At 74.2% G+C, this 14,714-nt stretch carries 10 protein-coding genes; all 10 read right to left on the reverse strand.

The window, feature by feature from the left end; translation table 11 throughout:
• A partial coding sequence (locus tag ACFV4F_RS07690; protein ID WP_380500823.1) for a beta-ketoacyl synthase N-terminal-like domain-containing protein occupies window positions 1-4,658 on the reverse strand: 4,658 nt, incomplete at its 3' end.
• 92 nt (window positions 4,659-4,750) lie between these two features.
• Window positions 4,751-5,647, reverse strand: a complete 897-nt coding sequence (locus ACFV4F_RS07695; RefSeq protein ID WP_380448151.1) for an alpha/beta hydrolase — start codon at window positions 5,645-5,647, stop codon at window positions 4,751-4,753.
• A 2-nt stretch (window positions 5,648-5,649) separates the two neighbouring features.
• Window positions 5,650-5,844, reverse strand: coding sequence for a ferredoxin (locus ACFV4F_RS07700; RefSeq protein WP_359973423.1), 195 nt, complete (start codon window positions 5,842-5,844; stop codon window positions 5,650-5,652).
• Between the two features lie 59 nt (window positions 5,845-5,903).
• The gene (locus tag ACFV4F_RS07705; RefSeq protein ID WP_380448153.1) at window positions 5,904-7,124 is read right to left on the reverse strand and encodes a cytochrome P450; all 1,221 of its coding nucleotides are present in this window, start codon (window positions 7,122-7,124) and stop codon (window positions 5,904-5,906) included.
• Window positions 7,121-8,290 (reverse strand): acyltransferase family protein, encoded by a 1,170-nt coding sequence (locus ACFV4F_RS07710; protein WP_380500825.1) that lies wholly within the window; start codon window positions 8,288-8,290, stop codon window positions 7,121-7,123. The genes ACFV4F_RS07705 and ACFV4F_RS07710 overlap by 4 nt, the downstream gene beginning before the upstream one ends.
• A gap of 73 nt (window positions 8,291-8,363) precedes the next feature.
• Entirely contained in the window at window positions 8,364-9,980 is a 1,617-nt protein-coding gene (locus tag ACFV4F_RS07715; RefSeq protein WP_380500827.1) for a dipeptide ABC transporter ATP-binding protein, read from the reverse strand.
• A complete protein-coding gene (locus ACFV4F_RS07720) occupies window positions 9,977-10,849 on the reverse strand; it encodes an ABC transporter permease (RefSeq protein WP_380448159.1) in 873 nt (290 codons plus the stop codon). Before ACFV4F_RS07720 ends, ACFV4F_RS07715 begins: the two co-directional genes overlap by 4 nt.
• Window positions 10,846-11,796 (reverse strand): ABC transporter permease, encoded by a 951-nt coding sequence (locus ACFV4F_RS07725; RefSeq protein ID WP_380500829.1) that lies wholly within the window; start codon window positions 11,794-11,796, stop codon window positions 10,846-10,848. Before ACFV4F_RS07725 ends, ACFV4F_RS07720 begins: the two co-directional genes overlap by 4 nt.
• On the reverse strand, window positions 11,796-13,430 hold the full coding sequence (locus ACFV4F_RS07730; protein WP_380500831.1) for an ABC transporter substrate-binding protein: 1,635 nt from the start codon (window positions 13,428-13,430) through the stop codon (window positions 11,796-11,798). The genes ACFV4F_RS07725 and ACFV4F_RS07730 overlap by 1 nt, the downstream gene beginning before the upstream one ends.
• 56 nt (window positions 13,431-13,486) lie before the next feature.
• Complete coding sequence (locus tag ACFV4F_RS07735) at window positions 13,487-14,533, reverse strand: LLM class flavin-dependent oxidoreductase (RefSeq protein WP_380448165.1); 1,047 nt, start codon at window positions 14,531-14,533, stop codon at window positions 13,487-13,489.
• Window positions 14,534-14,714: the final 181 nt, after the last annotated feature.

Below are 14,714 nucleotides of genomic sequence, written 5' to 3' on the forward strand. Positions count from 1 at the left end.
CCGCGGTGGAGGGCGGGGTGGTCCTGGTCGTTGGCGAGGGCGTCGAGTGCTGCGAGGGCTTCGTCGCGGTCGGCCGCCACCACCGCCGCACGGTGTGCCAAGGATGACCGACCGGTGGCCAACTGCCGTGCGATGGACGACGGATCGAGCTCGGGGTGCTCGGCGGCATGTGACCGGAGCCGTTCGGCCTGGGCACGCAAGGCCTTCTGGCTGTGGGCGGAGAGCGGCCACAGCGTCGGCCCGGTCGGCGTGGGTTCCACCGGCTCGGTGGTCGGGGCCTCGGCCAGGGCGGGAGCCTGTTCGAGGATGACGTGGGCGTTGGTGCCGCTGATGCCGAAGGAGGACACGGCGGCGCGGCGGGGGTGGCCGTTGGGGGTCCATTCCCGTTGGTGGGTGAGGAGTTCGACGGTGCCGGTGGTCCAGTCGACGTGGGGGGTGGGTTCGTCGATGTGGAGGGTGCGGGGCAGGAGGCCGTGGTGCATGGCCTGGATCATTTTGATGATGCCGCCGACGCCGGCGGCGGCCTGGGTGTGGCCGATGTTGGATTTCAGGGAGCCGAGCAGGAGGGGGTATTCGGTGGGTCGGTCCTGTCCGTAGGTGGCGAGGATGGCCTGGGCTTCGATGGGGTCGCCGAGGCGGGTGCCGGTGCCGTGGGCCTCGACGGCGTCGATGTCGGCGGGGGTGAGTGCGGCCTGGTGGAGGGCCTGGCGGATGACGCGTTCCTGGGCTGTGCCGTTGGGGGCGGTGAGGCCGTTGGAGGCGCCGTCCTGGTTGATGGCGGAGCCGCGGACGAGGGCGAGGACGTGGTGGCCGTTGCGGCGGGCGTCGGAGAGGCGTTCGACGAGGAGGAGGCCGACGCCTTCGGACCAGCCGGTGCCGTCGGCCGCCGCGGCGAACGGCTTGCAGCGGCCGTCGGCGGACAGTCCGCGCTGCCGGCTGAACTCCAGGAACATGCCGGGCGTCGGCATGACCGTGACGCCGCCGGCGAGTGCGAGGTCGCACTCGCCCTGCCGCAGGGCTTGGGCGGCGAGGTGCAGGGCGACGAGGGAGGAGGAGCACGCGGTGTCGACGGTGACCGCCGGGCCCTCCAGCCCGAACGTGTAGGCGATCCGGCCGGAGGCGACGCTCACGGTGCCGCCGGTCAGCAGGTAGCCGTCGAGGCCGTCGGCGGGTTCGTGCAGCCGGGCACCGTAGTCCTGCGCGGTCGCGCCGATGAAGACGCCCGACGCGCTCCCGCGCAGTCCGTCGGGTGCGATGCCGGCGCGTTCGAACGTCTCCCACGCGGTTTCCAGCAGCAGGCGCTGCTGCGGGTCCATCGCGAGGGCCTCGCGCGGGCTGATCCCGAACAGTGCGGGGTCGAACTCGCCCGCGTCGTGGAGGAATCCGCCCTTGCGGGTGTAGGACGTGCCGGGGTGGTCCGGGTCGGGGTCGTACAGCGCGGAGAGGTCCCAGCCGCGGTTGGTGGGGAAGTCGCCGATGGCGTCGGTGCCGGAGGCGACGAGCCGCCAGAGGTCCTCGGGGGAGGCGACGCCGCCCGGGTAGCGGCAGGCCATGCCGACGATCGCGATCGGGTCGTCGGCGCCGGTCCGGGAGGGGGCCGTGGCCGGCGCCGCGACGTCCGTCCGGGTGCCGGACAGCCGCTCGTGGAGCATCCCGACGACGGCCTCGGGGGTCGGGTGGTTGTAGATCAGCGCGGTCGGCAGCGTCAGCCCGGTGGCGGCCTGCAGGCGGTCGCGCAGCTCGACCCCGGCGAGCGAGTCGAAGCCGAGGTCCTTGAAGGTGCGGCCGGTGTCCACGGTGGCACCCGTGACGTGGCCGAGCACGATGGCGGTCTGGGTGCGCACGAGGTCGAGCAGTTCGACGGGCGCGGCCGGTCGGGCCGGGCGGCCCGCCGAGGCCGGGCCCGCCGGCCCGGTCTGCGGTGCCGGTGCGGGGGCCGTCGCCGGTGCGGGGGCGGTCTCGGGCGCGGGGGACGCGGCCGGGGTGTCGAGCCAGTGGCGTTCGCGCTGGAACGCGTAGGTCGGCAGGGGGACGGGACGTCCACCCCGGACGGCGGGTGACCCGGCCCAGTCCACCCGGGCGCCCCGGACGTGCGCGCCCGCGAGGGCGGCCAGCAGGGTCGTCGGTTCGGGACGGCCGCGGCGCAGCGCGGCCAGCAGCACGGGGTCGTCCTCGTCCTGGCCCGCCAGGGACTCGCGGCCCATGCCGGTGAGCACGGCGTCGGGGCCGAGTTCGAGGAACACGCCGACGCCGTTGCGGCGCAGCGTGCGGATGCCGTCGTGGAAGCGGACGGCCTCGCGGATGTGCCGCGTCCAGTACGCGGGGGAGGTGAGCTCCTCGGCGGTGGCGAGCTCGCCGGTGACGTTCGAGACCACCGGGACGCGGGGTGCGTGGAAGGTCAGTCCGGCGGCGACGCGGTGGAACTCGTCGAGGACGGGGTCCATGTGGGGGGAGTGGAAGGCGTGGCTCGTGGTGAGGCGCCGGGTGCGCCGGCCCTGGGCGGTCAGCGCTTCGGTGACGCGCAGGACGTCGGGTTCGTCGCCGGCGATGACGACGGCGCGGGGTCCGTTGACGGCGGCGAGGGAGACGCGCGCGTCGAGGAGCGGCAGCACCTCGTCCTCGGTGGCCTCGACGGCGGCCATGGCCCCGCCCGTGGGCACTGCCTGCATGAGCCGTCCGCGGGCGGCGACCAGGAGTGCGGCGTCGTCGAGCGAGAGGACTCCCGCGGCGTGGGCGGCGACGATCTCGCCGACGGAGTGGCCGGCGAGGTGGTCCGGCGTCAGGCCGAACCGTCCCACCAGGTGGTGGAGGGCGGTTTCGAGGGCGAAGAGGGCGGGTTGGGTGTAGCGGGTCTGGTGGAGGAGCGCGGCTTCGGGGGTGCCCTCGTCGGCGAAGACGATGTCGCGCAGCGGGTGGTCGAGGTGGGGGTCGAGGGCGGCGCAGGCGGCGTCGAAGGCGGCGGCGAACTCGGGGTGGGCGGCGTGGAGTTCGCGGCCCATGCCGGCGCGCTGACTGCCCTGGCCGGTGAACAGGAACGCGACGCCCGCGGGGCCGGACGCCCGCCCCCGCACGATCGCCGGATGGTCCTCGCCGGCGGCCAGCGCCTCGACGCCGCGCAGCAGCCCGGCGGGGTCGTCCGCCAGCACCACGGCGCGCTCGTCGAAGAGCGTCCTCGTGGTGGCCAGCGCATGGGCCGTGTCGACCGGGCGGGCGGTGCCGGCCCCGGTGGCCAGGTGGTCGCGGAGCCGGGCGGCCTGGGCCCGCAGGGACCGGGCGTCGCGTGCGGACAGCGGCCACGGGACGGGTCCGGCGCCGTCCGCGCCCTGTTCGGCGGCGAGAGCGGTGGCGGAGCCGGCCGGTGTGCTCACCGGGCCCGTTCCGCGCAGCTCGGCCACGCTCGCGGCATCGGCCAGCACCACGTGGCAGTTGGTGCCGCCCATGCCGAACGAGCTGACGCCCGCGACCAGCGGGAGCTCCGCCCGTGGCCACGGGCCCTGCTCGGTGCGCACCCGCAGACCGAGCTCGTCCAGGGGGATCGCCGGGTTGGGCGCGCGGAAGTTGAGGCTCGCCGGGATGCTGCCCCGCGAGATGGCCAGCGCCGTCTTCAGCAGGCCGACGAGTCCGGCGGCGCCCTCCAGGTGGCCGACGTTCGTCTTCGCCGAGCCGACGTGCAGCGCGTCGTCCGGCGTCCGGCCGCGGCCGAGCACGGCGCCCAGGGCCGCCGCCTCGACCGGGTCGCCCACCGGCGTGCCGGTGCCGTGCAGTTCGACGTACTGCACGGCGAGCGGCGGGGTGCCGGCCCGCTCGTGGGCCGTGCGCAGCACGGCCTCCTGCGCGGTCCGGTCGGGGACGGTCAGGGCGGTGGAGGCACCGTCGTTGTTCACGGCGCTGCCGAGGATCACGCAGTGCACGTGGTCGCCGTCGGCGAGCGCGCGGTCGAGGGGTTTGAGGACGACGGCGACGCCGCCCTCGCCGCGGACGTAGCCGTTGGCGCGGGCGTCGAACGTGTAGCAGCGTCCGTCGGGGGAGAGGGCGCCGAACCGGGCGCTGTCGGCACTGGATCCGGGGGAGAGGATCAGGTTGACCCCGCCGACGACGGCGAGTTCGGACTCGCCGCTGCGCAGGCTCTCGCAGGCCAGGTGGACCGCGACGAGCGACGAGGACTGTGCCGCGTCCACCGTGAGGCTCGGGCCGGTGAGGCCGAGGACGTACGAGAGCCGGTTGGCGAGGATCCCGCGGTGGAGGCCGGTCACCGCGTGGCGGTCGCCGGCGTCCTCACCGCGGCGGTGGTGCAGGGCCGCGTAGTCGTCCCAGATGGCGCTCGCGAACACCGCGGTGCGGCTGCCGGTGAGTGCGGCCGGGACGATTCCGGACTCCTCCAACGCCTCCCAGCCGAGTTCGAGCATCAGCCGCTGCTGCGGGTCCATCGCCGCGGCCTCGCGCGGGGAGATCCCGAAGAAGGCGGCATCGAAGCGGTCGACCTCGTCGAGGAAGGCGCCACGGGCGGGGGCGGCAGCGGACCACCGGCCCGCCGGCGCCTCTCCCACCGCGTCCTCGCCGCTGCTGAGCAGCTGCCAGAACGCGGCGGGGTCGGGCGCCTTGGGCAGGCGGCAGGCGAGTCCGATGACGGCGATCGGTGCGGAGTGGTCGCTACGCATGGTCTGTGACGTGCTCCCTCGTCGACGACGACCTGGTGGCAACCACCCTCGCCAGCGGGGCTAACGACGACCTTTGCGCGTTCTAAACCCTGCTAAACCCGGCGGTCCGGGTGCAGCCCGCGGCGCAGCGTGACCAGGTGCTCGACCGCGATCCGCTGCTGGTCCTCCGGGGCCGCCGCGCCGCCGAAGGCGTGGTAGGCACCGGGGTAGTTGTGGACTTCGGTGGGCACACCCGCCTCGGCGAGCCGTAGGCCGTAGCGGAGTCCCTCGTCGCGCAGCGGGTCGAGGCCCGCCGTGGAGATGTACGCCGGTGGCAGGCCGCGGAGGTCCGCGGCGCGGGCCGGTGCGGCGTACTTCGGCGTCGTCTCCCGCCCCGCCCCGAGGTAGAGCTGCCAGCTCTCCTCGGCGAGCGGCCGGTTCCAGATGGGTGTGGCGGTGTGCTCGGCCATCGAGGGGGTGTTCAGCCGGTCGTCCAGCACCGGGGTGCTCAGGTGCTGGAAGCACAGCGCGGGGCCGCCGCGGTCGCGCGCGAGCAGGGTGAGGCCCGCGGCGAGACAGCCGCCGGAGCTCGCGCCGGCCACGGCGAGCCGGGCCGGGTCGGCGCCCAGCTCGGCCGGGTTCGCGGCGGTCCACTCCAGTGCCGCCCAGCAGTCGTCCAGACCCGCCGGGAACGGGTGCTCGGGCGCGAGCCGGTAGGCCACGGCGACCACGACGGCCGAGGCGTGCAGGGCGGCCTGCGCGGCGCCGTGGTGAGCGGCGTCCACGTTGCCGAGGACGAAGCCCCCGCCGTGGATCCAGAGCACCGCGGGCAGCGCGGCGTCCTCGGCGTCGGGCCGGTAGATCCGCACCCGCACGTCCGGGGCCCCCGGAGGGCCGGGCACGAACAGCTCGCGCACCGAGACGCCTGGTACGGCGGGCAGTTCGCCGAGCGGGCGCGGGCCGGCCCGGTGGTCGGCGATCGCGTCGGCGAGGTTTCCCGTCACGGGCATGGTCAGGCCTCCAGGGCGATCGCCTGCGACGGGCAGAGCGCGATGGTCTCGCGCAGCCGCGCTTCCTCCGCCTCCCCCTCCACCGAGGGTGTCAGCACGAGCACCGTGCCTTCCGTCGACTGGTCGAAGCGGTCGGGTGCGGACAGGACGCACTGTCCCGCGCCCAGACACCTTCCGGTGTCGGCCGTGATGCGCATTGTTCTCCTCGTTGTTCTGATCCGTCAGGTACCGCTGCCAGTCTGCAGATTGGCACTCGTCACCAGGTGACCGGCAGTTTCCAGACGCCCTGGACCCCGCCCGCCTCCTTGACCGGCAGTTCCGTCTCCGGCACGGCCAGCCGCAGACCCGGCAGCCGGCGGAAGAGCGTGGACAGGGCGATCTCCATCTCTGCCCGGGCCAGGTTCTGGCCGATGCACTGGTGGACGCCGTGGCCGAAGGAGATGTGGTGCCGGGCACCGCGGGCGACGTCGAACGACCCGGCCGCGGGGAAGGCGGCCTCGTCCCGGTTGGCGGTGGAGATGACCACGACGACCCCGTCACCGGCCTTGATGCGCTGTCCGCCCAGCTCGGTGTCGGTGGTGGCGAACCGGGCCACGCCGTCGGCGATCGCCATGTAGCGCAGCAGTTCCTCGACCGCGGTCGGCAGCACGTCCGGGTTGTCGCGCAGGGCGGCGAGCTGGTCCGGGTGCTTCAGCAGGGTGAGGACACCGAGGGCGATGGCGCTCGCGGTGGTCTCGTGGCCCGCGACGAGCAGCAGCAGTGCGATGTCCACCAGTTCGCGGTGGGAGAGCGCGCCGACGGCCAGCTGCTCGGCGATCAGGGTGTCGAGCAGCCCGTCGCCCGGTTCGCGTTCCTTGCGCCGGATCAGCTCGTCGAGGTAGGAGCTCAGCTGCGCGAAGGCGTCGGCGCTGTCCTCCAGGGTGGTGCTCCCGGTGACCACGCGCCGTGACTGCTGTTCGAAGAACGTGTGGTCGGCGTAGGGCACGCCGAGCAGCTCGCAGATGACGATCGACGGCACGGGCAGCGCGAAGTCGGGAACGAGGTCGGCCACCGGGCCCTTGGCCTCGATGGCGTCCACGAGCTCGTCGACCAGGCGCTGGATGCCGGGGCGCAGCGCCTGCACCTTCTTGACGGTGAAGGTGGAGAGCAGCATGCGCCGCTGGACGGTGTGTTCCGGCGGGTCCATGCCGATGAAGTTCTTGACCTTGCGCGCGGATTCGAAGCGCGGGGCGGTGGCCGGGTAGTCGCGGTGGACGCGGTCGGAGGAGAAGGTGGCGGCGTCGAGCAGGACCTGACGGGCCTCGGTGTGGCCGCTGACGGCCCACACCCGGCGGCCGTCGTAGAGCTCGACGGCGGAGACCGGTCCTTCCTCGCGGTACCGGTCGTAACCGGACGGCGGCTGGAAGGGGCAGCCGCGGGCCTGGGGGTACGCCGGTGGTCGGCGGTCGTCGCTCGCGGCTCGCGTGGTGTCGGTCATTCCTTGGCCTCCAGGGCGGGGACGGAAAGGGGTGTGGTGTGCGGCGCGCGGCGCTCCGCGCGAGGTGTGCTGAGCAGGCGCACGAGCGGGCTCTCGACCCAGGTGAACAGCGCGAGGGCCAGCACCAGGCAGAACGCCAGAGCCGCGACGAGCAGGGCGGCCGCGGCGGCCGTCGGCAGGCTCCGCCCCTCGACGAGCCACCGGTGTCCGTACGTGACGACGAGGCCGTGCACCATGTAGAAGGCGAAGGAGAGTTCGCCGAGCCGTACCAGGAGCCGGCCCCGGAACGGGGTCGGGGTGCCGTCGCGGTCGGCGACGGCGGCGCTCGCGACCAGCGGGGTGAGCCAGAGGGCGGCGGTGCCCGCGACGCCGTACAGGTACGGCACGGCCGAGTTGAGGGCGTAGCCGCCGACGGCGATCAGGCCGGCCGGCCACAGGCCGATCCGCGGCCACGAGCCGGACAGCACGAGCCGGGCGGCGACCATGCCGAGGACGAACTCCAGCGCCCGGACCGGCGGGAAGAAGTAGACGAACCAGATCTGCTCGAAGGAGAGCGAGCCGTCGGCGATGAAGGGCAGCGGCTGTCCGTGCAGGGTGTGCAGGCTGATCCACGGGACCGCCACGGTGCACACGGCGAGGGCTCCGGCGAGGGCCCACAGGCGCCGTACCGGTACCCGGTCGAGCAGGCGCAGGAGCCACGGGAAGCTCAGGTAGAAGAACAGTTCGCAGGAGAGTGACCAGCTGACGGCGTTCATCGTGTTGGGGACCTGGATCTGCGGCACCCACGCCTGCAGCAGGAACAGGTTGGTCAGCGTGCCCTCGGTGGTGAAGACGTCGGAGGCCGCGAGCATCAGGGCGGCGGCGATCACGAAGGTGACCAGGTGGTTCGGGTAGATCTTGACGAGCCGGCGCCGCCAGACCCGGGGCGCGGTGTCGTTCGGCCGCGCCGACCAGGTCAGGACGAAGCCGCTGAGCACGAAGAAGAAGCTCACGCCGTAGAAGCCGGCGTTGGCGAAGACGGTGCTGAGGGTGTCGCCCGCACCACCCGGGATGAACCGGGTCTGCCAGGTGGTGTGGAAGGCGAAGACGAGCAGGGCGGCGATGAACCGCATCCCGGTGAGCGAGGGCAGTCTGGTGGTTCTCGGCGGTCTCGGCGTGGCGGGCATGAGTGGCGGCCTCCGGGGCGCAAGAGTGTCCGAAATTGGCCCTTCGAGGCTTGCAGCGGCTCATTGGCCGGATCTAAAGCTGTTCTTTGGCAGCACCAAACGCCGCACGGGTGCGGCGCGGTACCGCGTCGAGCAACTCCGCGGTGTACGGGTGCGAGGGCGTCGCGAGGACCTCCTCCACCGGTCCCGACTCCACGACGCGGCCGGCGCGCATCACCATCACCCGTGTGCACACCTCCCGGACGACCGCCAGGTCGTGGGAGACGAAGAGCGTCGCCAGACCGAGGGAGTCCTGCAACTCCCGCAGCAGGTCGAGGATCTGTGCCTGGACGGACACGTCCAGCGCCGACACCGGTTCGTCGCACACGAGCACCCGGGGCCCGGGGGCGAGCGCCCGGGCGATGGCCACGCGCTGACGCTGGCCGCCGGACAGGGCGAGCGGCCGGCGCTCCAGCAGTTCCTCCGGGAGTCCCACCTGCCGCAGCAGCCGCACCGTCCGGTCGTGGCGCTCCGCGCGGGCCGTTCCCGCGGCGCCCAGGGCCTCGTCGATGATCCGGGCCACCGTCCAGCGCGGGTCGAAGGCGCTCAGCGGGTCCTGCGGGACGAGCTGGATGGCGTGCCGCCGGGCCCGCCGGGCCCGTTCGGGCAGCGTGCTCCACGGCTCGCCGTCCAGCCGCACCTCGCCGGTGTCGGGAGCCAGCAGGCCGAGGGCGATCCGGGCGAGCGTGGACTTCCCGGAGCCCGACTCGCCGACGAGGCCGAGCGCCTCGCCGGCGTGCAGGGTGAACGAGACCTGCTCCACGGCCGTCCGCCGGCTGCGTCGCGGACCCTGGTAGTGCTTGCCGACGCCCTCGGCCCGCAGCACCGGGCGGCCGGTGCCGCTGGACGGCCGGGCCGCCCGCGGGTGGCCGCCCGGCACCGCGGCCAGCAGCGAGCGGGTGTAGGCGTGGCGGGGGCGGTCGAGCACCTTGCCGACCGGGCCCGACTCGACGACGCGGCCGTCCTTCATCACCGCGACCTCGTCGGCCAGGGCCTCGACCACGGCGAGGTCGTGGCTGATCAGCAGCACGCCGGTGCCGGCCGCCTTCAACTCGCCCAGCAGTGCGAGGATCCGGGACTGCACGGCGGCGTCCAGCGCGGTCGTCGGCTCGTCGGCGATCAGGACGGCCGGGTCCGCCGCCAGGGCGGAGGCGATCAGCGCCCGCTGCCGGAGTCCGCCCGACAGCTGGTGGACGTACGCGCGGGCCCGCTCGGCCGGCTCCGGCACGCCGACCCGGGTCAGCAGATCGACCACCACCGCCCCGGCATCGCGCCGGGGTACGGTCCGGTGGGTCAGCAACGATTCGGCGATCTCCCGGCCGACCGGGCGCAGCGGGTCGAGGGCGACCAGTGCGTCCTGGGCGACCAGCCCGATCCGCCGGCCCCGGACCGCACGCCAGTCGCGCGGCCCGAACTTCCGGGCGTCGTCCCCGCAGATGCGCAGCCGCTGCGCGGTGACGGCCGCGGTGGGTCCGGCGAGGCCCAGCAGGCTGCGGGCGAACGTGCTCTTGCCCGAGCCGGACTCGCCGACCAGGGCCAGGCACCGGCCGGCGTCCAGGCTGAGCGAGGCGCCGCGAACGGCGTGGACCTGTCCGCCCCCCGTGCCGAACCTGACGTCGAGCCCGGCCACGTCGATCAGTGGTTCCGTCATGCCGCGGACCGCCCTTCGGATCGTGCCTGTGCGTGGCGTCCCAGCACGGTGACGGTCACCACCGTGGTGACCAGCAGCAGGCCGGGGAAGAACGCGATCCACCAGGCCTGTTCGAGGAAGCCCTGGCCCTCGGTGAGCATCGCGCCCCACTCCGGCGTCGGCGGCTGGGCGCCGAGGCCGAGGTAGCTGAGCGCCGCCCCGGTGGAGACGGACGCGCCGAGGGTGACGGTCGCCAGGACGAGCAGCGGCGCGAGCGTGTTGGGCAGGACGTGCCGCAGGACGATCAGCGACCGGCGGACCCCGATCGCGACGGCGGCCTCGACGTACCCCGAGCGGCGCACCAGCAGGGCCTGGGCGCGGACCACCCGGGCGAAGCCGGGGGCGAGCCCGACCGCCACGGCGGCCGTCGCGCCCGTCACGCCCTTGCCGACGACGAGGACGACCAGGAGGGCGAGCAGCAGGCCGGGCACCGCGAGCAGCGCGTCGGCGATGCGCATCAGCAGGGCGTTCCCGAACCGGCCGGACAGCGCGGCGGCCAGGCCCCAGAGCACGGCGAGGGCCACTCCGCAGCCGGTCGCCGCGGCGCCGATCGCGAGCGAGTAGCGGGTGCCGTGCACCACCCTGGTGAAGACGTCCCGGCCGAGCTGGTCGGTGCCGAACCAGTGCTCGGAGCCCGGCGGCTGGAGCGCGTTCAGCGGATCGGTGTCGGTCGGGTTGCCGTCCGCGAACAGGGACGGGACGAGGGCGGCCAGCAGGATCAGGGCCAGCAGGGCCGCGGCGAGCAGCACGCCGGGCCGCGGCCGGACGCCCGGGACCCGTTCGGTCAGCGCCGTCAACGGGCCGGTCCGCACCGGCTGTTCGGTGGTCATGCCGCCGTCACCCCCGTTCCCTCGCGCAGCCGCGGATCGACCAGCGCGTACAGCACCTCGATCAGCGCGCCCACGGCGACGAACACCACCGCGGACAGCGCGACCACTCCCTGCACGACCGGGAGGTCGCGGCCCTCGACGGCCTGCAGGGTGACCCGGCCGATCCCGGACCTGGCGAACACGTCCTCCACGACCACCGCCCCGCCCAGCAGCGTGCCGGTGAACCAGCCGGTCAGGGTGAGCGCCGGCAGGGCGGCGTGCCGCAGCCCGTGCCGCACGCGCACGGCGGGCTCGGCGAGTCCGCGGGCCCGGGCGGTCTGCGCGAACGGCTGCTCCAGGGCCCGCAGCAGTCCCTCGCGCACGACCGGGATGAGGACCGCGGCGATCGGCAGGGCCAGTGTGGCCACCGGCAGGACGAGCGACCGCACGTCGTCGCCGTCGGAGACGGGCAGCCAGCCGAGCCGGAACGAGAAGACCGTCAACAGGACGATCCCGAGCCAGAAGGACGGCGTGGAGACGACGACCAGCTCGATCGCGGCCGACACCCGGCGCGGCAGCCGGGAGTGGCCCGAGGTGAGCACCGCGACGGCGACCGCCAGCGCCACCGCCACCAGCGTGGCCCACAGCGCCAGTTCGGCGGTCGGCCGGAACTGTGCGGAGAGCACGGAGGAGACCGGCTGCTGCAGTTGGTAGGAGTCGCCGAGGTCGCCGTGCGCCAGCCGGAGCAGGTAGCGCAGGTACTGGACGGCCAGCGGCTGGTCGAGGCCGTAGTGGTGCCGGACCTCCGCCCGCTGCTCGTCGCCGACCAGGGAGTTCGAGCCGACGATGGCGTTCACCGGGTCGCCGGGGATCAGGTGCAGCGCCAGGAAGGCGCAGCTGGCCGCGCCCCAGACCACGAGGACGGCGCCCCCGAGCCGGGACGCGACGACACGCAGGAGAGCGGGCATCAGCGGGCCTCCGTCCAGGCGCCGTAGAACTCGGGCCAGGCCGAGCTGCCGAGGCGCAGGCCGTGCACCTTCCGGTTCACGCCCACGGCGGCCTTCACGACGTACGCGGGCACCACGGCCGCCTGATCGAGCGCCCAGCGTTGCACCTCGGCGTAGTCCGCGGCGCGCTCGTCCGGCGACTGGGACGCCTGGGCCCGCCGGAGCCAGTCGTCGACCCCGGGGTCGGAGACCCGGGAGAAGTTGTGGCCGATGGCCGAACCCTCGGTGGTGAGGAAGAAGTGGCTGAGCATGTCGCCGTCGGCGCGGCCCCAGGAGGTCTCGACCACGTCGTAGCGGCCCTGGGCCAGCCGTCCCGCGACCTCGGTGGCGTCGGTGGAGGCGGCCAGGTCCAGTCTGATCCCGGACTTCTTCAGATCGCCCTGGACCGCCTGTGAGAAGAGGCTCGGCTTGCCGTAGACGGGTGCGACGACGGTGAGCGTGCGGCCGTCCTTGGTGCGGTAGCCCTGGGCGTCGCGGCCGGTCCAGCCGGCCTCGTCCAGGAGCCGGCCGGCCAGCGCGCGGTCGAACGGCCAGCTCTTCTCCAGGGCGGCGTCGTAGCTGTGCGGGGTGGAGGGGGCGAGCGGGCTCCAGGCGCGCGTGCCGGTGCCCTGGAAGACGGACTTGGTGATGGCGTCGAGGTCGATGGCGCGCTGGAAGGCCGTGCGCACCCGCACGTCGGAGAAGAGCTCGCTGCGGGTGTTGAGGAAGAAGGTGTCCACCACGCCGGGGACGTCCATGGTGAGGATGCCGAGGTGGGGATCCCGGGACACCATGGGCGCCTGGTTGGCCGGGACGGCGTCGATGGCCGACACCTGGCCCGAGGTCAGCGCGCCGACCCTGGTGGTGTCCTCGGCGATGAACCGCAGCGTGAGGGAGTCGAGCACGGCCGGGCCGCTGTGCCCGGCGTGCTCGGGGGCCCACTGGTAGCCGGGGTTCCTGCTGTACTGCCGCTGCTGGCCGCGCAGGTAGGCGCCGGCCTTGAACGGGCCCGAGCCCACCGAGTCGGTGCCGGAGCACAGCTTGTCCGCGCCGGCCTTGAGCGAGGCCGGCGAGGCGATGCCCAGGTACGTGGTGCTGAGGGCCTGCAGGAAGGGTGCGTAGGGGCGCTCGAAGCGCACCTCCAGCTGGTACTTCCCGGTGACGGTGGTCCCCTGGTACGGGCCGAGCAGGCCCGCGGCGTACTGGGAGCGGGTCTCCTTGGCCGTGATGTGGTCGAAGTTGGCCTTCACCGCCTCGGCGTCGAGCGGTGTGCCGTCGTGGAAGGTCACGTCCTGGCGGAGGGTGAAGGTGTAGACCTCGCCGTCCTCGCTCGTGCGCCAGGACTGCGCGAGCCAGGGTTCCAGCTCGCCGTCCGGGGTCTGGTAGACCAATGAGTCGAACACCGGCCGCTGGACGAAGGCCGTCACGTCCTGGGCGCTGGTGTGCGGGTCCCAGCAGTCCGGCTCCTTCTTCACCGCATACGTCAGGTGGCCGCCGGTGCGCGGCCCGGAGCCGCCCGGCGTGCCGTCGGCGCCGGGGCCGCAGGCCTGGGCGCCGACGAGCACGAGAACGGACAGCAGCACGGCTTCGAGCGGGGCGGTGCGGCGCGAACGCATTCGAACTCCGGGGCGGCTGGCGGACTCTGGACCGTGCACGACTCTCTCGGGGATCTCTAAAGCCGAACTGAAACACCCTCGGTGCCGGCCCCGGGCCGCACCGCGGCCGCGGCCTCGGCGAGGAGCTCGAAGGAGCGCAGCCGCTCGCCCTGGTCGGGCACGATGGTCAGCGCCATCAGCTCGTCCGCGCCGGTGCGCGCCACCAGCGCGGTGAGCTTCTCGCGGACCGTCTCCGGGCCGCCGACCAGCTGGGGCTCGACCAGGTCGTCCAGGAACTGCCGCTCGGCCGGGGAGAACACGTGCGCGGCGGTCTCCCGCGCGGACGGGAAGGCGTCGAAGCGCGGCACCATGCGCATCCGTATCTTGCCGAGGAGGTAAGGTGCGGCCGCGGCCCGGGCCGCGGCGTCGGTCTCGGCCACGGTGACCAGCGCGGCGACCAGGGTGCGGGGCCGGTCGAGGTGGGCGGAGGGCCGGAAGGACCTGCGGTACAGCTCCAGGGCGTGCGCCGCGGCGTGCGGGTTGATCTGGTGGGCGAAGGCGTACGGCAGGCCGAGCGCGCCGGCCGCCTGGGCGCTCGACGGGCTGGAGCCCAGCATCCAGAGGTCCGGGCGGCCGTCGGCGGCGGGCACCGCGACGATGCCGGAGTCGGGGGAGCCGGGCGCGAAGTACCCGTCGAGCTCGGCTATCTGGTGCGCGAAGTCGTCCTGGCCCAGCTCGGGCACCCGGCGCAGCGCGCGGGCGGTGAGCGGGTCGGTGCCGGGCGCGCGCCCGAGGCCGAGGTCGATCCGGCCCGGGTGCAGGGCCTCCAGCGTGCCGAACTGCTCGGCCACGACCAGCGGTGCGTGGTTGGGCAGCAGCACGCCGCCCGATCCGACCTTGAGGGTGGTGGTGACCGCGGCGAGGCTGCCGACGAGGACCCCCGGTGCCGAGGTGGCGAGGCTCGGGGTGTTGTGGTGCTCGGCGACCCAGTAGCGCAGGTAGCCGAGCGCCTCGACCTTGGGGGCGAGGGCCACGGTGTCGCGCAGCGCCTGGGTCGCGGTCCCGCCGGCGAAGACGGGCACGACGTCGAGGACGGACAGGGGGATTCCGGCGAGCTTGCTCATGGGTTCTCCACAGGTGGTCGACGGCCCGCGAGGGCCGGGTGTGGCCGGTGGTTCCGGTTCCCCGGGGCGGGGGCCGGGGCCGCGGGCCCGGGGGGCCCCGGGGGGGGGGGGGGGGTCAAGGAAAGCGGCGGGGTGCGGGGGGGGGGGGTGAGGGGGGGGGGGGCGCGCCCCCGCCCCACAG

Source organism: Kitasatospora sp. NPDC059722 (genome assembly GCF_042733235.1).
Taxonomy (GTDB): Bacteria; Actinomycetota; Actinomycetes; order Streptomycetales; family Streptomycetaceae; genus Kitasatospora.